The 18,762-nt window shown below is 48.3% G+C and carries 22 protein-coding genes; 9 read left to right on the forward strand and 13 right to left on the reverse strand.

The window, feature by feature from the left end; all coding sequences use genetic code 11:
- Positions 1-198 precede the first annotated feature (198 nt).
- On the forward strand, positions 199-1,305 hold the full coding sequence (locus tag ABCO64_RS05755; RefSeq protein WP_343089279.1) for a glycosyltransferase family 4 protein: 1,107 nt from the start codon (positions 199-201) through the stop codon (positions 1,303-1,305).
- Positions 1,306-1,471: 166 nt separating this feature from the next.
- Here the strand turns inward: ABCO64_RS05755 and ABCO64_RS05760 are convergent, their stop codons facing one another.
- Entirely contained in the window at positions 1,472-1,744 is a 273-nt protein-coding gene (locus ABCO64_RS05760) for a hypothetical protein (protein ID WP_343089280.1), read from the reverse strand.
- 86 nt (positions 1,745-1,830) lie between these two features.
- Between ABCO64_RS05760 and ABCO64_RS05765 the strand changes: the two genes are divergently transcribed.
- The 3 genes from ABCO64_RS05765 (at position 1,831) to ABCO64_RS05775 (ending at position 3,763) form a co-directional block, all read left to right on the forward strand.
- Positions 1,831-2,040 (forward strand): hypothetical protein, encoded by a 210-nt coding sequence (locus ABCO64_RS05765; RefSeq protein ID WP_343089281.1) that lies wholly within the window; start codon positions 1,831-1,833, stop codon positions 2,038-2,040.
- On the forward strand, positions 2,037-3,158 hold the full coding sequence (locus tag ABCO64_RS05770) for a glycosyltransferase family 4 protein (protein WP_343089282.1): 1,122 nt from the start codon (positions 2,037-2,039) through the stop codon (positions 3,156-3,158). The genes ABCO64_RS05765 and ABCO64_RS05770 overlap by 4 nt, the downstream gene beginning before the upstream one ends.
- A 143-nt stretch (positions 3,159-3,301) precedes the next feature.
- Entirely contained in the window at positions 3,302-3,763 is a 462-nt protein-coding gene (locus ABCO64_RS05775; protein WP_343089283.1) for a transposase, read from the forward strand.
- A gap of 37 nt (positions 3,764-3,800) precedes the next feature.
- Here the strand turns inward: ABCO64_RS05775 and istB are convergent, their stop codons facing one another.
- Together istB and istA are read right to left on the reverse strand one after the other, a co-directional pair.
- Positions 3,801-4,580 carry an IS21-like element helper ATPase IstB gene (gene istB / locus ABCO64_RS05780; RefSeq protein WP_305884774.1) on the reverse strand — a complete coding sequence of 260 codons (780 nt, stop codon included), beginning with the start codon at positions 4,578-4,580 and terminating at the stop codon, positions 3,801-3,803.
- The gene (istA, locus tag ABCO64_RS05785) at positions 4,577-5,821 is read right to left on the reverse strand and encodes an IS21 family transposase (protein ID WP_253461068.1); all 1,245 of its coding nucleotides are present in this window, start codon (positions 5,819-5,821) and stop codon (positions 4,577-4,579) included. Before istA ends, istB begins: the two co-directional genes overlap by 4 nt.
- 196 nt (positions 5,822-6,017) lie before the next feature.
- Here istA and ABCO64_RS05790 point away from each other — a divergent pair, with 196 nt between their 5' ends.
- Positions 6,018-6,755: an IS256 family transposase gene (locus ABCO64_RS05790; RefSeq protein WP_343089305.1), complete on the forward strand. Its 738-nt coding sequence runs from the start codon at positions 6,018-6,020 to the stop codon at positions 6,753-6,755.
- A 363-nt stretch (positions 6,756-7,118) separates the two neighbouring features.
- A complete protein-coding gene (locus ABCO64_RS05795; RefSeq protein WP_343089284.1) occupies positions 7,119-8,444 on the forward strand; it encodes a glycosyltransferase family protein in 1,326 nt (441 codons plus the stop codon).
- Between the two features lie 61 nt (positions 8,445-8,505).
- Here ABCO64_RS05795 and ABCO64_RS05800 read toward each other — a convergent pair whose 3' ends face one another.
- The 7 genes from ABCO64_RS05800 to ABCO64_RS05830 all read right to left on the reverse strand — a co-directional run bounded on the left by ABCO64_RS05800 (position 8,506) and on the right by ABCO64_RS05830 (position 14,294).
- On the reverse strand, positions 8,506-9,609 hold the full coding sequence (locus tag ABCO64_RS05800; RefSeq protein ID WP_343089285.1) for a DNA topoisomerase IV subunit A: 1,104 nt from the start codon (positions 9,607-9,609) through the stop codon (positions 8,506-8,508).
- Positions 9,610-9,694: 85 nt separating this feature from the next.
- Positions 9,695-10,024 carry a HepT-like ribonuclease domain-containing protein gene (locus ABCO64_RS05805; RefSeq protein WP_253460610.1) on the reverse strand — a complete coding sequence of 110 codons (330 nt, stop codon included), beginning with the start codon at positions 10,022-10,024 and terminating at the stop codon, positions 9,695-9,697.
- On the reverse strand, positions 10,014-10,322 hold the full coding sequence (locus ABCO64_RS05810) for a nucleotidyltransferase family protein (protein WP_253460607.1): 309 nt from the start codon (positions 10,320-10,322) through the stop codon (positions 10,014-10,016). The genes ABCO64_RS05805 and ABCO64_RS05810 overlap by 11 nt, the downstream gene beginning before the upstream one ends.
- Positions 10,323-10,770: 448 nt before the next feature.
- Positions 10,771-10,938: a type II toxin-antitoxin system HicB family antitoxin gene (locus tag ABCO64_RS05815; protein WP_253460604.1), complete on the reverse strand. Its 168-nt coding sequence runs from the start codon at positions 10,936-10,938 to the stop codon at positions 10,771-10,773.
- Positions 10,939-10,954: 16 nt separating this feature from the next.
- Positions 10,955-12,757 (reverse strand): DNA topoisomerase VI subunit B, encoded by a 1,803-nt coding sequence (locus ABCO64_RS05820; protein ID WP_253460601.1) that lies wholly within the window; start codon positions 12,755-12,757, stop codon positions 10,955-10,957.
- Positions 12,744-13,967, reverse strand: a complete 1,224-nt coding sequence (gene hisS, locus ABCO64_RS05825) for a histidine--tRNA ligase (protein WP_253460598.1) — start codon at positions 13,965-13,967, stop codon at positions 12,744-12,746. The genes ABCO64_RS05820 and hisS overlap by 14 nt, the downstream gene beginning before the upstream one ends.
- Positions 13,968-13,988: 21 nt before the next feature.
- Positions 13,989-14,294: an ABC transporter permease gene (locus ABCO64_RS05830; RefSeq protein WP_253460595.1), complete on the reverse strand. Its 306-nt coding sequence runs from the start codon at positions 14,292-14,294 to the stop codon at positions 13,989-13,991.
- Between the two features lie 43 nt (positions 14,295-14,337).
- Here ABCO64_RS05830 and larB point away from each other — a divergent pair, with 43 nt between their 5' ends.
- The 3 genes from larB (at position 14,338) to ABCO64_RS05845 (ending at position 16,134) form a co-directional block, all read left to right on the forward strand.
- Positions 14,338-15,108, forward strand: a complete 771-nt coding sequence (gene larB, locus ABCO64_RS05835; protein ID WP_253460592.1) for a nickel pincer cofactor biosynthesis protein LarB — start codon at positions 14,338-14,340, stop codon at positions 15,106-15,108.
- Positions 15,105-15,617, forward strand: a complete 513-nt coding sequence (locus ABCO64_RS05840; RefSeq protein ID WP_253460589.1) for a nicotinamide-nucleotide adenylyltransferase — start codon at positions 15,105-15,107, stop codon at positions 15,615-15,617. Before larB ends, ABCO64_RS05840 begins: the two co-directional genes overlap by 4 nt.
- 163 nt (positions 15,618-15,780) lie before the next feature.
- Positions 15,781-16,134 carry a hypothetical protein gene (locus tag ABCO64_RS05845; RefSeq protein ID WP_253460586.1) on the forward strand — a complete coding sequence of 118 codons (354 nt, stop codon included), beginning with the start codon at positions 15,781-15,783 and terminating at the stop codon, positions 16,132-16,134.
- A gap of 65 nt (positions 16,135-16,199) precedes the next feature.
- On the opposite strand, the gene ABCO64_RS05850 is transcribed toward ABCO64_RS05845, so the two are convergent.
- From ABCO64_RS05850 to ABCO64_RS05860, 3 genes are all read right to left on the reverse strand, one after another.
- Positions 16,200-17,411: an ATP-binding protein gene (locus ABCO64_RS05850; RefSeq protein ID WP_253460583.1), complete on the reverse strand. Its 1,212-nt coding sequence runs from the start codon at positions 17,409-17,411 to the stop codon at positions 16,200-16,202.
- Between the two features lie 228 nt (positions 17,412-17,639).
- The gene (locus ABCO64_RS05855; RefSeq protein ID WP_253460649.1) at positions 17,640-17,960 is read right to left on the reverse strand and encodes a hypothetical protein; all 321 of its coding nucleotides are present in this window, start codon (positions 17,958-17,960) and stop codon (positions 17,640-17,642) included.
- 524 nt (positions 17,961-18,484) lie between these two features.
- Positions 18,485-18,718, reverse strand: coding sequence for a DUF7557 family protein (locus ABCO64_RS05860; protein ID WP_253460580.1), 234 nt, complete (start codon positions 18,716-18,718; stop codon positions 18,485-18,487).
- Between the last annotated feature and the right edge of the window lie 44 nt (positions 18,719-18,762).

Here is an 18,762-nt window from a genome sequence, read left to right on the forward strand (position 1 = left end):
CATGAACCTCCTCATCATTAACCAGCACCCCTCCGACTCCCTCGGTGGGAGCGAAATGCAGTGCGACCTCATCGCACGCGGGCTCACGGAGCGCGGGCATCAGGTGGTCTATGCGTCCGTGGGGAGCATGCGAAAAGAGGAGTATCCGGGGCTGCCGTATCGTGTGGTGCCACTGGCTATTAATAGGAAGTAGATTAAATGAAAATTCTTATCATAAATTCCCATCCCTCCGATGCCCTCGGTGGCAGCGAAATGCAGTGCGACCTTATCGCACGCGGGCTTACAGAGCGGGGGAATGAAGTCATCTACGGGGCTGTGGGCCGCAAACGAAAGGAGAGTTATACAGGATTGCCGTATCGTGTGGTGTCACTTGCAATTGAGCGTCGTGGGGCGTTAACAAAGGTGTTGCAGGAGGAGAATCCGGATGTGATCTATTGGAGGTTTAATAAGCATTATCTTCTCCAGGCTGTGAAGGAGAGTAAACGGGCAGGCGTGTCGTTTGTCTTTGCAGTTTCACATGTGAATGATGTTACAAAGTATGCTTATAAACCAATAATGGTTCGTTCAAGAATGGATAAAGCATTATCTTACTTTCTTATCTTGGTGCAGATGATTCATTCTGGATGGAATTATAGGGCTTTTCAATATGTCACAGCAGTGACCACACTCAATAGCCAATATTTAGGAAGACTTCCGGTTAAAAAACAACGCGTCGTATGGAATAGTGTACCGCTAAGCGAAGATCCATTCAATTGGGAAAAAAAATATTGTGTGTGGATTGCAAATATCAAACCTAGTAAACGACCAGAAGCATATATTAAACTCGCTTCGATCTTAAAGGAAAGGTGCCCTGAACTAGATTTCTTAATGATTGGTGCTATACAGAACAAATTCTATAATTCAATCATTCAGGAAGCTGAAGAACACAATAATTTTTACTATCTTGGTTTTCAATCACCTGAATTTGTTAATGGCGTTTTAGCCAAGGCAGAATGTATGCTACATACATGTGAGCCCGAAGGTTTTGGGAATAATTTTATTCAAGCCTGGATACAGGGTTGCCCGACCATTACATTAGAATTTGATCCTGATGGTCTTATCCAAACTGAACATTTGGGTTTCGTATCCGGTACTATAGAACAGATGGCTAATGATGTTGAGACGTTATTGAAAGATGAAAAGCTAGGTGATGAGATCGGCAATCGGGCACAAGCCTTTGCGCATGCCAACTTCACACCTGATAGAATGGTTGACGAAATTGAAGCTTTTCTGGAAGAGGTGGTGCATGAATACCGGCGCAGTTAATTTCTATTGCAATTCCCTTAAATCTGAATATTTTTTATACAACATTTTATTGAATAATAGCTCTAAAGCATCCAGATACGATACCGTAACTAAGGAGCGAAAAACTCATCAAGACGCAACAATACTCAAGATACAAAGATTTGATTACCTCGCAATTTGCCTTCATTCAATCTCCTCGATAATTTATCCCAGGCACAACCATAAACGCTGGAACCCCTTCATCGGAAAAGATCAATCCGGCGCCCAGGTCATCGCTCCCTTCGCCGATCCCGCCTGGGCAGGCTACTGGCTCGCTGCCCCGCGAGAGATGCGCAAAGGCCAGAAGCTCTACCTGGAGATGCTCAACATGAAGTTTCCGGCGCTCTTTGCGCTGCCGGGGAAGGCGAACTTTGGCGTTCACCGGGGGCATCGTCTCCTCTCCCTGTTCAGGGGGGATCACATCTCCTCAAATCGCAGGTACAGCGGCGAGCCCCGTGGCTTGGTATCAGGTCGACGCTCACGGCAAACTACCTGGACTATGACGAGATGTTCCGCACCAGGGAGGATTACCAGGCGACGCTTGCGGCTGCCTTTTCTTATCTGAAGGATGAAGAGGTTGTGCCGTGGCTGGACCTGGATCTGCTCCGGGATGAGCATATGCGGCGGGATCATTGGGATGCGTTTTGTGTGCTGATTGGGCTTGCGGCGAACATGGTGGAGAAGCCGTTGGGTAGTGGAGTAGAGGTGTTAGTATGAGAATTGTTTATATTGCGACTTCGACCATCCCGTCACGGACGGCTAATAGTATTCATGTGATGAAGATGTGCCAGGCGTTTGCGCAGAATGGGCATGAGGTGACGCTTATTGTACCGGACTGGAAAGAGGGGATTGAGTCGGGTGTGGAGGATGTGTATGAATTTTATGGGGTGGAGAGGTGTTTTAGTATAAAATATTGTGGCACCCAACCTGGTAAGCTAAACAGAATTACTTATGGTCTGAAGGCAGTGAAACAGGCAAAAAAATTGTCACCTCATATTTTATACAGTCGAGATGTCGTCACCTCATATTTTGCAACACTTCAGTATATGCAAGTTATCTTTGAATCTCACGCTCCAATCAAGGATTCTGGGATATTTTCGAATTGGATTTTCCAAAGGTTAATTAGCATGCCAACACTTAAAAAAATCATAGTGATCACTCAGGCCTTAAAAAAATATTATCTAGATAATTATCCAATACCACCAGAGACAATTCTAGTAGCTCCTGATGGGGCGGATATGGTCCCAGAACAAACTATTCCATTTCAATTTCCAAATCAAGGTAGGAAGCTGCAAGTTGGTTATGTTGGCCATTTGTATAAGGGGCGTGGCATTGATATCATCTGTCAATTAGCAGATATTTGTTCATGGGCAGATTTTCACATAATTGGTGGAAGAGATACAGATATTCATTATTTACAAAATAATACTTCACACCTTTCTAATTTATATATACACGGCTTTAAAACACCACGTGATGCTGAACGATATCGTCTTGGGTGTGACGTTCTTATTGCACCATATCAGCTTCGTGTATCCGTTTTTGGTAAAGGCGATACGACCACAGAGAACTGGATGTCTCCGATGAAAATCTTTGAGTATATGGCTGTAGGAAAAGCTATAGTTGCTTCTGATTTACCAGTTTTAAGGGAAGTTTTATATGACGAATATAATGCACTTCTCTGCGATCCCGAGGATATCGATACTTGGGTTATAGCAATGACCCGGCTACTTAATAATACTGAATTGCGCTTTAAATTAGGAGAAAACGCTAAATCAGAATTTTACAATAAATATACTTGGTATGTACGTTCAAGAAATATAATTATAAATTAATATATTTATAAGTTATGATCTGTATGTAAATATTTAGTGTGTATTTCCGCATTCTCAACATATTTATTGATAGTATCCGTAATTCCCTGTAAATTTAATTAAGGCTCTGTACCAAGTTAGAATTGCAAAAGAGGAACAGAGCCATGGATATATACGATTTAGCAGAAGATTATCTTTCCGATCCACAGGGTGCAATGCAGACCCTGCTGACCACCTTTATGAACATGGTTATGCGCTGTGAGGCTGAGCAGCAAGCTGGAGCAGGGTATTATGAGCGTTCTGAACACCGGACCGCCACACGGAACGGGTATTCAGAACGAGGTTTAAAAACACGATACGGCGACATACGGCTTCAAAAACCTGAGTTTCGTGAGAGGCCATTCCAGACAATTATCTTTGAGCGATACTCACGAGTTGAACGCGCTCTTATTCTTGCAATCACCGAGTCGTATATCAACGGTGTCTCGACCCGAAAGATCAATGAAACGATGAAACACTTCGGGATCACCAATATCTGTCCGGATACCGTCTCCAGGATGGCCAAGTGTCAACGTCGGTCTAGAAATCCCCAAGTATGTCGGAATAATTCTCCCCACCTCACTTAAACCTATCGTCAATTCTCTATCAAACATTAGGAAACCTCTATTCTGCCGATTCATGCTTGTTCACCCATAATTTGTGGCTCTTTCTGTCTTTCATACGATAACTCTCTCCCCGGATATTCACCGTTCTACAGTGGTGCAGGATTCGATCCAGAAGTGCTGCGGCAATCACCTGATCCTGAAAGATCTCTCCCCAGTTACCAAACGATTTGTTCGAGGTGAAGATCGTTGATCCCTGCTCATATCGCCGGGATATCAACTGGAAGAAGCAGTACGCTGCCTGAGCATCAAATGGAAGATACCCGATCTCATCGATGATCAGGAGACCTGGTCGGGTGAGTTTCTTCAGATACCGATCAAGCTGATCACTGTGATATGCTTCTTTGAGCTGTTCGATCAGGACAGACGCATTGATGAAGAGAACCGGGATCCCCTGTTCAATTGCTGAAACACCCAGACCAATCGCCAGATGCGTTTTTCCAACGCCTGGTGGTCCAAGGAAGACCACATTTTCTGCAGTATCGATAAATCTCAGAGTGGCAAGATCTCTGATCACCGTCTGATCAATTGAGGGTTGAAACGTAAAATCAAACTCTTCAATTCGCTTCAGAAGAGGGAAACCAGCACTTTTTGTACGGGTTCTAATTCTCGTCGATGTCCTGTTGTTCCATTCCTGTTCAACCAGATACCCGATCGTCTCTATGGGACTGAGGTTCTCATTCATTGCACGTTCAAGCGTTGGTTCAAGCAGAGCATCCATTGCATCCAGTTTCATCATGGTAAGGCGGTGATGGATCTGCTCAAGAAGAAGAGTCGTCATACCCGGCCCTCCTCTGCAAAAGCGTCATATTCGGCAAGGTCTCGTGTTTCAACAGAATGTTGATCAATGGCTGGCTTTTTTACCCGTTCTTTCTTTGCCGTATTGCTGGATAAACCCAGGATTTCTTTGTAAAGCCCTTCAAAATGCTCTTTTTTCTTTGAACGCTCGTTTCTTCCATTCAGGAGAATATGGGTGCAGATCTCTGTGCCATCAGCTTGAATTGACACGTGATTCTCGTGGACATATGCGTCAACACGTCTTCCTGCAAACTTCCAGGGAACTGAGTAGCTATTCCCGTATAACGAGATGTAGCAGTCTTTGGAAACTTTTCGGGATTCTTTCCTCTTGAGGAGATACGGTTTGTACGAGGAGAAAGGACGAAGGTTCTCCCGAACCAGGCGATCAAACGGAATCTCATTGGTGGTTCCATGAACTTTCCCATTGACGCAGTTGAGCCAGGTACGTGCCTGAAGATTCAGATCCTCAATAGAATGGAATGTTCGGCCGTACAAGAGGTTGTCTTTGATGTAGTGAATTGCACGCTCAACTTTACCTTTGGTTTTGGCCCGACCCAGCCGGCAGAGCCGTGATGTAAACCCGAAGTGGTCACGGAAGTCTGCAAAGAGGGGATGAAATTCTGAAGAGGTTGAGGGATATTTCCGGTTAAGAACGACACTCCGAAGGTTATCATAGAGGATCATCTCAGTAACTCCACCAAAATACTCAAAGGCGCCCAGGTGTCCTTTGAGAAGAGCAGGAAGACCCTGATGGGGGAAGAATTCTACATATCTCATTCGCGAATAGCCAAGAACCATTGAGAGGCCATAAACCTTCTTTTTGGATCCATTGGCCGTTTCATAGGGATACTCAAGCCAGTCACACTGCATCATCTCTCCTGGTTTGGTTTCATATCTGATTTCAGCAGGAATGGTGATGTTAGGACGAATCTGCCGGATATAATCGCCAAGTATTGTTGTTCCGCCATCATACCCGAGATCCTGGATCTCTTCCAGAAGTCGAACACGGCTCAGACGAGGATAATTGTTCAGCCTCTCCTTGATGTATGGTTTGAAGGGATCCAGCTTGCTTGGCTTATTTCTGGTCTGAGGATGTTTTGATGGTTGATCCAAAGACAGGTGCCGAACTATGGTTTTTCTGTCATAACCGGTTTCTCGGGCCAGCAAGCTGATATTGACTTTCCCTGTTGCCAGTTCCTGTTCACGAGCTAAATCCAGTAACATAAAATACTCCTCGTCCTTGAGCATGTGAATCCCAGATACTCTCTGGTTGCACATTGGGGATTTTTATTCCGACACAACTGGGGAATTTTATCCCGACGTATTTGGGTATTTTTACGCCGACGAAACTGGGGAAAAGTAAACCGACATTGACACCAAGGAACTTGACGGTGTTGTACAAGAATTCAGAAATCGTCCAATCGAGCATTCTTTCCCGTATTTAATCGTTGATGCAACGTATCTCAAGGTCCGTCGCGGTACCCGTGTTGTATCCCAGGCTCTTCTCATCACAGCCGGGATCCGGGAGGATGGGTTCCGTGAGATACTCAGTATCGACCTGATGGACAGCGAAGGTGAAGCCTTCTGGTACGAACATTTTGAGATGCTCAAGGAGCGTGGTCTCCACGGAGTACAACTTCTCATCTCTGATGGACACACAGGGATTCAGAATGCAGTTCAACGAGCTTTTCTCGGTTCTAGCTGGCAGATGTGTCATGTCCATATGCACAGGATCATCAAATCCAAGGGGATCAGGAGGTCCGATATAAAAAACGTTGTTGAGATTGTCAGAAATGGAATTCAGGGAGATTTCCAGGCACTCCAGAACGCCATACAACAGTTGGAAGAGATGGGATACAAGAGTGCTGCGGCAAGTCTTGAACGGTTCTCTACGGACCTTCTCAACTACCAGGCGTTTCCTGAAGAGCACTGGAAACGTCTCAGGACAACGAATATGCTGGAACGCGTGAATCTTGAGATTAAGAGGAGATCACGAAGTATTGGGGCGTTTCCGAACGGCGATTCAGCGATGCGTCTTATAGGGTCGATCCTGATCGATATCAATGAAGACTGGCTCTGTGGCAAACGATACCTGACGATATCGCCTCCTGTCGATGAGATGACCAGATCGCCGAGAGAGTGTCCTGCAGCTGTTTAATAGCTCTGTCTATGAACTGCCGTTGAATCCCCGTAGAAAAGGAATGACGGGTGACTGGTGCCCTGTGGCTGCATGTGGTCGGGGGTGGGTGAGCCCACCCCCTTGTCGTGAGGATAGCCCGCTGTACTGGCAGAGAATTTGCGACAGCCAATTGTTGCACATAATGTTTAATATAGAAGAGATCGAATTGATGTTAGGTACAGGTCTTGCCTAATTTACAGGGAGATACTGACATAACCTATTTATTGACAGGCGTCCAAAATAGATTGCCGTTAATGTGAGAGGAAACGACCAAAAGGAAAATTCAGTTATTTGGAGAATGTGTAAGTGTATACATATAATTTGTAATAAACAGGTCTGTTCATGAAAAATGTCCTTGTTATCACGTTTGCATTTCCTCCCATGTCCGAAGTTGCATCAGTTCGGCCTCATGGACTTGCAAAATATCTCCCACAGCATGGGTGGAATCCTATCTTTTTAACACCACAACTTCCAGGTGAGCCAGATGGGGCGTTCAATGTAGTTCAAACTGAATATGATGATATCATCAGGTATTGGCTTAAAAAACTGCACATATCGATTCAAAAACAAGAGGGTGAGGGTGCAGATCCCTTTTCAAAAGATAAATTGATGAGGATATATAATACACAAAAAGTTCCCCCCACATTTAAAAAAATTGCATTCCTTCCTGTTGAATTCCTGGTATACCCCGATTTAGATATCGGATGGTATACATATGCCGTCGATGCCGGGAACAGGATCTGTGAACAGCATGCTATTGCCGCTATCATTAGCACATCTAAGCCAAATACAACTCATCTTATTGCTCACACCCTTGCTAAAACATATAATATTCCTTGGATTGCTGATTTTCGAGATCTCTGGACACTCAATATTTTTTTAGATTACTCATTTATTCGAAAGTATTTCGAGAAAAAATTAGAATTGCATACCATAGAGCGGGCATCTGCCCTGACAACACTATCACAGCCATGGGCTGATAAACTTAAGGAGTTTCATAAGAAGGAACATTCATATTCGGTCACAAATGGGTTCGATCCTGAAATGATGAATCCAGGTATACCTCTGTCTAAGAAGTTTAGAATTGTATATACTGGTACACTATACTATGGATATCAGGACCCTGTGCAACTGTTCAGGGTGATGAGTGCATTAATCAGTTCAAATCAGATTGATCAGGAAGATATCTCTATTGAATTCTATGGTGGGGATAATGAATGGTTGGAGACGTATATTTCCAGATATCAACTTCATGATGTGGTTATTCTCCATGGACGGGTTCCAAGGGAAACTGCCATTGAAGAACAGAGACGATCACAACTCCTTCTTCTTCTGACATGGAATGAGCCGGGTGAAGATGGTGTAAGTACAGGAAAATTTTTTGATTATCTTGCAGCCAGACGTCCTATCTTATCAATCGGCTTTACAAATGGAGGGGTCGAGAATACTCTTCTCAAACAGACTCGTGCAGGTAAACACTTTTCAGATGAAGATGAACTTGAACGGTATCTTATTCAGGTCTATCATGAATTCAAACAAAAAGGGTTTGTTTCATATTATGGTATAAAGGAAGAGATCATGAAATTCAGCCATCTTGAGATGGCTAAAAAATTCTCACAGGTTTTAAACCAATCTCTGGAGTCTTTTCCTGATAAAAGAGAGGGATAAGCTATTCAATATCACAATCCATTACCCTGTAGTTAAACAATTCAGTGTATCTCCTTACTCTTCACACAACCCCCATCTCTCTCAACCTCTTCGGCAGATACTCCCCCGTCACAAAGTCCAGCCCCCGTGCCGCAAACGCCTGCTGCTCCGACTTCAGCCCCATCGACAACTGAAGGTTAATCTGCTCGCGCCAGTAATCCGTTGCAAACCGGGGGTCGGTCAGCTCCGCCTTCAGGGCGGCGATGTCCTGCTCGCTTAAACTGTCGGCAGGGAGGTCATAGTCCCGGATGTCCGAGGGCTGGACGCCGATGAACCGGGCCGCCGGGGTGGCGAGGAGCTCGGACATATGCGCACTCTTGATGGAGCCATAGGCGATCGATGCATAGATCCGGTAACTCCAGGGATCGCCGTCGGTGAAGATGAGGATCGGGAGGCCGAGCTCCTCATTCAGCTTCTTCAGCATCCGCCGGGTGGACCGTGCCGGCTGCCCCTTCAGGTGGAGGAGGATTGCGCCAAATTCGTCATCAAAGCCATTCTCCTGGAGACGGGCATACATACCGCCGGTCTCCATCGCAATGACGAACTTCGCGTCATGGTCGATCAGATCAACATTGCCGACATTATTTGGGATGGAATACCCGGCCTCCCCCACATCATCCCGGCAGTGTATCTCACGGATCCCACGGCGGGTCGACTCCCGGAGTCTGAGAGGGCCAAAGATCGTTGCCCCATCCTCCTCAGGCCGGAGATGGAAGGCTTCGCGTTCAAGTGCGGTGACGATCTCAAGATCCTCAACTAAATAGTTGCTCTCATCCTGTGCCGTGAACTTCGCCTTCTTCCATGATTCAGAGATATAGTACATCTCCCTCAGCGTCGAGGAGCGGTTCTCTGTGAGCTGGCCCTTTAGAAACCCGATCACATACGCCATCTTCAGAAGATGGATCGCACTCCGGGCAGTCGATGCAGACCGGGTGCTCTCCTTCTCCCCGTACTTCCAGACGTCAGTTGCCTCATCATAGGCGATATTCTGTTTTGTCCGGGTCGGTAGCCGGATCGAGGGGATCTCGCCATCTGCGATCTGGTCATACCACGCACTCGCAATGCCGACGAGGCGGTTGATAGTGTGTGTGTTCTTCTGTTGATCGCTTTCTGATAGTTCTTTCAATGTGGGTTCCTCTGTGACAATTCTTTCTCTAATCGAAATGTTCGGGAATATGGATTTTTTGGTAGATGATTGCTACTTTATAGTCTCATAATATTTTTTTGAGCAAACTAACTAAAGGGGGAAGATCTTTGTTTACAGTGTCCCAGACAATATCTATGTCTATATCAAAATAACCGTGGATAAGTCTGTTTCTCATTCCAATCATATGGCTCCATGGAACCTCTGGATGATCCAATTTATATTTTTTTGAAACGTGATTGGCTGCCTCACCAATTATCTCAAGAAGTCTGATAAGTGCAAGGGAGTAGACATCATCTCCATGGAGGTCTTTTTTACTTATCTCCTGAGAGATCTCAATCGCCTTTTCAGCCGCATCAATTGCATGGCGAATGTACACTGTATCGTTATGTTGCATAACAGACTTCACACGAATTTATGACATCATCTCTGAAATATCTACTCAAATCTTTCGGTGTCCTGATATCAATCTTCCTTCCTCCAAAGAGTTCAGATAATTCTTCTTCCATTGAAAATATTGTAAAAAATCCGGGGGTTTTTCCCTCTTCAAACTCGATAAGGACGTCGATATCACTTTCTCTCGAAAAATCTTCTCTGAGAACCGATCCAAAAAGGGCCAGGCGTCGAATATAATACTTCTTGCAGAAGTCTGCAATCTCCTCATGGGGGATGGGTACCTGCGGGCTTTGTGTCATATTGATCTACTCATAGTATCTCTATTCAGCAAAGAGATAAATTTCTGTCGGCATATAATCGCAATTGGATGCCTTGATAGAATAAGACCCACTCAGACTCCGCGGGGGGGCACCGCTCAACCCCCGCTCCGTCTTCGGGGTTGGCGATCCAAACGGTCACCGAGCGGGTGCTGTTCGCACCCGCCATTGGGATTAGGCCGCTATCGCGCCTATTTCTTGTTACTGCTCTCTCCCTCTCCATCAAACACTGGTTCTCATCCACTGTTGCGTGTGAAGAAGAGATCCGGTCAAATCTCATCTTAAAAGGATATCCGGTGGGAAACAGTCTCTAGCACGGCAGCTCTCGTTCGTGCAGGAATACAGGTCTGATCCCGAACTACTCATGTTGTGAAATATTGTATGAGTTCTGTAGGTCTTATGTCCCGATCTGCTCATTCCCCTTCCAGAATCAGGTGTAGCACTTCATGTATATTGGCGAGATATTGGCAAGAACCTCCTCATAGGTGTCACCCTGGGCGTAGCATCCCTGGACTGCTGGTATATGGGCGAAATAGCCATCGTCGTCCTTTTCAACTGAGATCACAAAACCCCTCTCCATGCATCGACCCTCTTCCATCCATCTACCCCCCACCTCACTCCAGAAGGTCCATCACCACCATCTGCGACTCATCCATCCCCTGCACCGTCAGGCTGCCGCCACCGGCACCCGGATACTGTGTCGCCCATGAAGCAGCCGGCTCAAGTGCGACCCGCCAGCACTTTGTCACCTCGCCATCAAGATCAGTTGAAAAGTCCGGGGCAACCGTTGCTCCCTCCCCGGAATCATTTGAGATGTCATAGAGAGTCAGTTCAACTGTCTTTGTGGTGTGGTTATCAATTCGTATCTGCACCCTTCCATCAAGAAGCCCGCGTTTCACCACCACCCGCCGCATGATCCGCCCTTCAATTGCGGCGGTCTCAGGCACCGGCTTCCCGACGATCTCTGCAACCTTGTCTGCAATATCCGGTATGATCGCACAGACCGCACGGGCACGATCCTCAGCAATCCGGCTTCTGTCCCGGCGGGAGAGGAACGCCTTCAGGTCGCGGCCAAGATCCTGGAGTGCGAGCACGATCTCTTTCTCTATCTCAGGGATGGAGGCGACCGCATCCTTGCTCTCACTGGTAAAGGGCACATTGGTCGAGGCGATATGCACGAGAATCAGCACCGGACCCTGGGGCAGACCGGACTGGGCAATCCCATAACTCTTCCAGTTCACCGAGGCAACCGACTGGGTAATGGCACAGGCTCCCTGCTGGTACAGGAGCGGCACCCGGTTTGCAAACCGCATGATCCGGGCTGAACCCTCTGCCTCAAGCCGCCCTCCATACCCGATTGCCGCCTCCACCACAAATGAGTGGCCTGAGAAGACGCCCGGCGCCCGGCTTCTGGACTTCACAAAATCAAGGGCAAACTCCTTCTCAAGGCCGGAGAGGATCAGTTCCTCTCCAATCGGGGAGAGGCAGGTGGACGCAGGTGGAGCCGGGATCCTCACCTCCTGCATGGCAGCGAGGATCTTCTTCAGGTTCTGCGGGTCAAGGTCAGCGGCCCGTGCAGATGCAGGCACTCGAGCATGGGCGAGGATCTCTGTTGCCGTCTTCTTCCCGACCCTTGAAAACTCCTCCTGGAGAAATGTTTCAACTGTTGCATCACTCGCAGCAGCCATCCTCTTTAAAATCCCAAACTCAATCCCGTATGGATGCGGCCTGATAGACTGCGGGCATGGCGGAATATCTCCTGAAACCCGTTCAAATACCGTTCCCTCGGAATCAATCTCGATCCGGAACCGGGCATGGGGGTTCACAATAGAGGTATATTTCAGGTACTCAAGCAGCCGCTTCTTTGCCGAGATCGAACTTTCAAACTCAAGCTCAATCCTTGTTCCATGCGGAAGCGCCCATTCTATCTCCTCGTGGGAGAGCACATCCGGCTCATTTGTCCGGGTGTTGATCATCAGGGAGAATTTATGAGCCTTCGTCTTCGCGCTGGTGCGCGATATCACCGTGGCAGGAACTCCGCTCGTCAGTTGTGCATAGAGGACTGCTGCTGATATCCCAATCCCCTGCTGCCCCCTGCTCTGGCGCACCTGGTGGAACCGCGATCCATAGAGGAGCTTCCCAAAGACAAACGGCACCTGCTGCGGGACGATGCCTGGGCCGTTATCCTCAACAGCGATTGTGAATGTCCCTGACTCAGTCTTTCTGATGATCACCAGGATATCGGGGAGGACTGCTGCCTCCTCGCAGGCGTCAAGGGCATTATCGATTGCCTCCTTCAGCGTGGTAATCAGGCCGCGTATCGGCGAATCAAATCCAAGCAGATGCTTGTTCTTCTCAAAGAACTCGGCGACACTGATGCTTTTCTGTTGTTTTGCAAGTTCCTCAGCAAGTACCACTGCCAACCACCCCGGCGACAGCATCCTGAATTGTCACCATCTCCTGCTCTCCGGTTGCCAGGTTCCTGAGTGTCACCATCCCGGCTTCTGCCTCGCGAGCACCGATCACAACAACATAATCGGCATGTTTTGCCGCCTGCGAGAGCTGGGCAGAGAGGCTTCGTCCAAGCAGATCAGCAATCGTCCGGACCCCTGCCGTTCTGAATGCAGCAGCAACCGAGATCCCATATCTCCGCCCCTCAGGCGTGGTCGCAACTGCAACCGTGCAGGGACGCTTCACCAGAGTCTCCCCCCGTGAGACCATCACACGGTCAAAGCCGATGGCAAACCCGCAGGAGGGGGTATCTTCGCCGCCAAAGAGGTGTGCAAGGCGGTAGGCGCCTCCACCCATAATCTGGTTCTCGGCCCCAAGGTTCTCAGCAAATGCCTCAAAGACCGATCCGGTATAGTAATCAAGGCCACGGGCGATCCCAAAATTCTGGACAAACGGCACGCCGTGCGCCTCAAGCATCCCAAACGTCTCCCTGATCCGTTCCTCCTCAGGGATTGGTCCGGTGATTGCAAAGGCATCATCCAGTGTCTTTGACTCGATTAATGCCCTGAGATTCAGACTGAGATCAGCATCCAGATCGATCTCCTCAAGCGCACCATAGTCACGCTTGTCAAGGCAGCCACGCACCTGCTTCTGCAGAACGGGATCAAGGTTCGCAAGCAGGCTCCGCATCATCGCAAGATCCCCAACACGAAGCTCAAACGATACACCCGCAGACCTCAGAAGATCATGGCCGACTGCCATCACCTCGGCATCTGCATATGCAGAATCCGCTCCGATCAGCTCCACACCAAACTGCCAGAACTGCCGGTATCTCCCTTTCTGGGGCCGTTCATACCGGAAACAGTCTCCCATATAATACCAGCGGACCGGTTTTTTCAGGACTTTCGCCTCATTCACGTACATCCTGAGAACCGGGGCTGTCAGCTCAGGCCGAAGGGAAATATCCCGTCCACCCTTATCCTGGAAGGCATACATCTCCCCAACGATACCCTCGCCTGACCGTGTGGTGAAGAGTTCAAGATGTTCAAATGCCGGGGTTGCAATCTCCCGGTATCCCCAGCATGAGACGGCCTTTCGCATGGCTGCCTCGATACTCCTTCGCCCTTCAAGCTCATCAGGAAAAAAATCACGTGTTCCTCTTGGTCTCTGAATCATCACGCACCACTTCATTCGATATTATCTCTTCTTTACCGTTGCCGCACCGAAGAACCGTGTCAATGCATCCTCATCGGTCCAGATCCGCTCCCGTTCATCCTTCCCCTGCAGGTAGAGTGCAAGCAGTACAAGACCTATCCCAAGGAATGGCTGGCCAAACCACGCAGCAGCAATCCCGGCAGTTGCAGCAGCGCTGAAGAGGACTCCCCGGACTGCCGCTCTCCGGTACCCTGCATATCCGGTCCGCCCGTAGATCCGGAGATCACGCAGCCAGAGGAATATGGTGACGGCGGCTCCAAAACAGGTGACAAGAAAGAGGATATCCATACAATGAACTTATTATGCGCCTCGTCCCTTGATAATAGTGACCATGCCAATGAACCAACGCCTGGTACAACTCCTTGAAGATGTCCGATCCGGCCGCTCTACCCCTGAAGAGGCAGCAGAGCAGATCGGCGGCCTCAGGATAGAAGAGGTTGGCGCACTCGCCCGGCTCGATCTCGGCAGACAGATCCGCTGCGGCATACCTGAGGTGGTGCTTGCAGAAGGAAAGGATACCCCGCATCTTGCAAAGATCATGCGGCGGTATGCAGAAACAACCGGCCGCTGCCTTGCGAGCAGGGCAACAGAGGAACAGGCAGCTGCAATACAAGAGGCAGCACCTGATCTCACCTGCGAGTATCATCCTGATGCCCGGATCATCATCCTCTCGGATGGCCGGATGAGACCGTCCACCGGCGGAACTGTGGCTATTATCACCGCCGGTACATCAGATATCCGCGTGGCAGAAGAAGCACGGATCATTGCAGAGGAGATGGGATGCAGCACACTCACGGCATATGATGTCGGTGCTGCAGGTATTCACCGGCTCTTTCCGGCCCTCCAGGCCCTCCGGGATGCAGATGTCTATATCGTCTGCGCCGGGAGGGAAGGAACGCTCCCTGCTGTTGTTGCAGGCCTTGTTGGCCGGCCTGTCATCGGGGTGCCTGTCTCGGTCGGGTATGGGTACATGGGCAAAGGCGAAGCGGCACTTGCCAGCATGCTCCAGTCATGTGCGGTGCTTGCGGTCGTCAATATTGATGCAGGCTTCACTGCCGGGGCATTTGCGGCACAGATCGCCAATGGAGCAGAAAAACCATGAAACGCGGCTTTTACATCGGGCGCTTCCAGCCATACCATAACGGCCATCAGGCAGTGCTGGAAGGAATCGCCAGGGAGGTTGATGAGATCATCATCGGTGTCGGGAGCGCCCAGCTCTCCCATGATGCTGAGAATCCGTTCACCGCGGGAGAGCGGGTGCTGATGATCACCCGCGCGCTTGAGGATATCGGCTGTCCGTTCTACGTGATCCCGATTGAGGATCTCAGGAGAAACGCCCTCTGGGTTGCCCATGTCACCTCGATGACACCGCCCTTTGACATCTGCTATACCTCAAACCCGCTTGTTATCCAGCTCTTCAGGGAAGCGGGCATCAATGTGCAGTCCCCGCCCATGTACCGCCGCGAAACCCTCTCCGGAACAGCGATCCGTCGGCTGATCCTGGCTAAAGGAGCGTGGGAACACTGTGTTCCGGAAGCAGTTGTCCATGTCATCCGGGAGATCAGGGGTGTTGAGCGGATACAGACGATCGCAGAGAATGATTATGAATAACTCAAAATCCCCAAGAGAACGATCTGATCCTCCAATGGCAGTCCTATTGGAATTGGCGCATATACCGGAATTGACGCCTGCACACACAATGGCCGGAGAGCCTGATAGAACAGCCGGATGAAACCGATTGAATATTTTGCCTTCAGCACAAGGAAGTATACGTATGGTCTCTACAAAAGAAACTCCACATTTTGCAGAACTGATTAACCGGTACTGGTACCTGACTCCGGGTGTTGCAATCTTTGGGGTGGTGCTCAGTTTCTTTGGCATCACGCTCCCCCTGCCGTTCATTGTCGAACCGGGCATCTGGGGCTGTATCATCTCGTCATTCCTCCTCTTCGGCATGGCGTTTGCCGATCCAAAGCGGGATCTGGTCTCGATGTTCACCCCGCTCTATGCATTCATATTCTTTGTTGTTCCAAGTGAATTTCCGCAGGAACTCCCATTGATGACCCTCTTCACAGTGACGATCATCGTCCTGACCGCCCGGCTCCAGCACCGGATCAGGAACATATAGAAGAGAGTCGGCAGCTCAAATCAGGCTCCCCCCTGATAATCTTTTAGAATCTCTGTAATTTTCTCTCAATATTCAAAATTTCGTGCCGGAATGAGTGAGATTTGTTTTCCGGATACGATCATAGTCTCTTCCTGATCATACGTCAGAATGTATCCAGCATCAAGCCCGAAGAAATCCATTGCCTCCAGCAACCCCCCTATCTCCCGATCTTTATTCCTGCTATTGACTTCATAACAGACCTGTATCGCCTTTGTAATCTTCGTCTGTTCTTTCACAATGAAGTCGCACTCACCCTTCTCCCTGAAATAGAAGAGTTCACGGTATCTCTTCCTGAGCTCCAGAAAAACATGGTTCTCAAGGAACCTGCCACGATCCTCTGAAAAGAGAACTGAATTTGCATGGATCAGCCCGTTATCTATGGCATATGCCTTCCTTGGATTGATCTGCCTGCTTTTTTGGGAGTACGAGAACCGTGGGAGGGTGAAGATGATGTATGCATCTTCAAGGAGATTCAGATATGATGCAATGGTGGTTTTTGATCCAATAGCAGAAAATTTCTTATGCAATTTCGAAAGCGTGAACTCTCTGGAAATATTTCCAAGCAGGTGGATTGCAAGTTCAGTTACCATTCCCGGATTTTTTACGGGGTTTCTGTAGATGATATCCCGCGCGATGATGTCCATCAACAGGTTCTGCAGGACCTCATCCAGCCCGGTTCTCAGGTACTCCGGAAAGCCGCCGGAAGAGAGATAATCCCTAAAAGAATCTGCTGAATCTTTGCATTCCATATAGTTTAGATATTCATCATATGAGAATGGAAAGAGCTCTATTCGCAGATTTCTTCCTGTTAATTTTGTCCCGAGATCCCGGCTCAAAAGTGATGCATTCGATCCGGTAATGATCACCTTCTTCTTCCGATCGAGAAGATATCTCACATATGATTCCCAACCGGGAAGGTTCTGGATCTCATCAAAATAATAGAGATCCTTTTCTCCAAACTCCTCATAAAAAACTTCTTCCAGCAGTGCAATGTCTTTGAGTTCAAACTCAGCAAGACGGGGATCTTCAAAATTCAGGTAAAAAAACTCCTCTTCTCTCTTCATCGACTGGAGAAGGAGTGTGCTTTTCCCACATCTTCGTATGCCTGATATAATAATAGCAAAGTTTTCACGTGGCGTCACCCGTACCAGTTCCTGCCGTATAACACCCGGACTGAACTTCTCTAATGCATCTCTCTCTGATCTCAGGATTGTGGCGAGCTCACTCTTCAGGATCATGCTATAGTGAAAAGGAACATGGGAAATGATAAAAGTATTCATTCCTATTGGACAGTATTGAACACTTCAATTGGACAAAAATGACCATTGGAAATGGACACTAATCACATTTGAACAGGATTTTAAAAAAAATGATGTAAAACGTCGTGGTATACCGCAACCTGATGCGTATCTATAGAATGGTATGCAGATTACCAATGAAGAAATAAAGTTTTTCAGGCACCCTGCCTAAAACGAATCAAGTGAGACCGAGCCAAACTCGTCTGCAACCTGCCGGATATTGGTGACGCCAAATGCCGTCTGGACAATTTCAAGATCAAGAGCAGCTGCTGCATCAACCATGTAATCAAGGATATCAACAGAGAGCTCTTTCTTCTCGCGTGACTTTCGCATCTGGTCCATCAGAAACGTCACCTGGGCTGGGTCTTCACTCCTGAGTTTTGCAAGCGTGATGACACACATCGATATTCTGGTGAGGTTTCTATCAGTACCGGTAATCGTATCAAAGAAGTTTTTGAGAACCTGTGCCTGATAGACCTCGCCAGCCATACGTAATAGTTCCTTCTCATCAAGGTAATATAAGGCTTTCGATGGTTTGAGGGTCTTTCGGCTTGTTTTGGATACCTGCCATGCAAACCCGTCACCGCTGTTTGGAAGAGGGATGGCCATAGGGCTATTCTGGCTGGCCACACCCGGCACCACCAGCAATCCCTTTCCTGTGGAGCGCCCGTCTCCTGTGATATCTCATTCAAGGCGCCTCCTCTCTATACTTTTCTGTACACTGCACGACGGTGATCTATCTCAAGGACAAGTATCAGAAGCTGCTCATCCTCAATAGTGAGTATCGCACGGTAGCTCCAAACCCTCCATGAATAGAGGACTGTTGGAGATCCGGTCTTCAGCTTCCTGACGTGCGCATAGGGCTCATCCTGAATCGCGGAGAGTCAACGGATGATCCGTTCTGCATCAGATGAAGAAAGAGATCGGAGATCGCGCCGTGCACGTGCTGTATAGGAGAGGGTGTATCTCATGGGTATACAGTTTCATTGGCCGACCGTATACTGGAAGATACGTCATCGAACTCCAAATTCTTTTTTGATCTCCTCTTCTGAATAGATCCGTCCCGCTTTCAGATCCTGGAGCGCCTCTTCGATCCCCAGAATCGCCTCATCACTGAGAGGTTCGGTATCAATGGCCAGATCCAGGAGACGTCTCACGACATTATTGTATGATTCCCTGGAATAGCACTTCAGGTCATCAAGCCGGCTCTTCACCTCTGTTGAGACCTGGATGGTCGTAATTCCCATAGGTATCTATAGGTCTGTATTGTGCCGTAAAGATAATCCAGGGA

The sequence above is a fragment of the Methanocalculus natronophilus genome, from assembly GCF_038751955.1.
In the GTDB taxonomy this organism is placed as follows: domain Archaea; phylum Halobacteriota; class Methanomicrobia; order Methanomicrobiales; family Methanocorpusculaceae; genus Methanocalculus; species Methanocalculus natronophilus.

What these genes read in the sequence shown, in the direction of transcription:
- ABCO64_RS05755 (WP_343089279.1), top strand. Translation starts at nt 199, where the DNA reads ATGAAAATTCTTATCATAAATTCCCATCCCTCCGATGCCCTCGGTGGC.
- ABCO64_RS05765 (WP_343089281.1), top strand. Translation starts at nt 1,831, where the DNA reads ATGTTCCGCACCAGGGAGGATTACCAGGCGACGCTTGCGGCTGCCTTT.
- ABCO64_RS05770 (WP_343089282.1), top strand. Translation starts at nt 2,037, where the DNA reads ATGAGAATTGTTTATATTGCGACTTCGACCATCCCGTCACGGACGGCT.
- ABCO64_RS05775 (WP_343089283.1), top strand. Translation starts at nt 3,302, where the DNA reads ATGGATATATACGATTTAGCAGAAGATTATCTTTCCGATCCACAGGGT.
- istB (WP_305884774.1), bottom strand. Translation starts at nt 4,580, where the DNA reads ATGACGACTCTTCTTCTTGAGCAGATCCATCACCGCCTTACCATGATG.
- istA (WP_253461068.1), bottom strand. Translation starts at nt 5,821, where the DNA reads ATGTTACTGGATTTAGCTCGTGAACAGGAACTGGCAACAGGGAAAGTC.
- ABCO64_RS05795 (WP_343089284.1), top strand. Translation starts at nt 7,119, where the DNA reads ATGAAAAATGTCCTTGTTATCACGTTTGCATTTCCTCCCATGTCCGAA.
- ABCO64_RS05805 (WP_253460610.1), bottom strand. Translation starts at nt 10,024, where the DNA reads ATGCAACATAACGATACAGTGTACATTCGCCATGCAATTGATGCGGCT.
- ABCO64_RS05810 (WP_253460607.1), bottom strand. Translation starts at nt 10,322, where the DNA reads ATGACACAAAGCCCGCAGGTACCCATCCCCCATGAGGAGATTGCAGAC.
- ABCO64_RS05815 (WP_253460604.1), bottom strand. Translation starts at nt 10,938, where the DNA reads ATGGAAGAGGGTCGATGCATGGAGAGGGGTTTTGTGATCTCAGTTGAA.
- hisS (WP_253460598.1), bottom strand. Translation starts at nt 13,967, where the DNA reads ATGATTCAGAGACCAAGAGGAACACGTGATTTTTTTCCTGATGAGCTT.
- ABCO64_RS05830 (WP_253460595.1), bottom strand. Translation starts at nt 14,294, where the DNA reads ATGGATATCCTCTTTCTTGTCACCTGTTTTGGAGCCGCCGTCACCATA.
- larB (WP_253460592.1), top strand. Translation starts at nt 14,338, where the DNA reads ATGCCAATGAACCAACGCCTGGTACAACTCCTTGAAGATGTCCGATCC.
- ABCO64_RS05840 (WP_253460589.1), top strand. Translation starts at nt 15,105, where the DNA reads ATGAAACGCGGCTTTTACATCGGGCGCTTCCAGCCATACCATAACGGC.
- ABCO64_RS05845 (WP_253460586.1), top strand. Translation starts at nt 15,781, where the DNA reads ATGGTCTCTACAAAAGAAACTCCACATTTTGCAGAACTGATTAACCGG.
- ABCO64_RS05850 (WP_253460583.1), bottom strand. Translation starts at nt 17,411, where the DNA reads ATGATCCTGAAGAGTGAGCTCGCCACAATCCTGAGATCAGAGAGAGAT.
- ABCO64_RS05855 (WP_253460649.1), bottom strand. Translation starts at nt 17,960, where the DNA reads ATGGCTGGCGAGGTCTATCAGGCACAGGTTCTCAAAAACTTCTTTGAT.
- ABCO64_RS05860 (WP_253460580.1), bottom strand. Translation starts at nt 18,718, where the DNA reads ATGGGAATTACGACCATCCAGGTCTCAACAGAGGTGAAGAGCCGGCTT.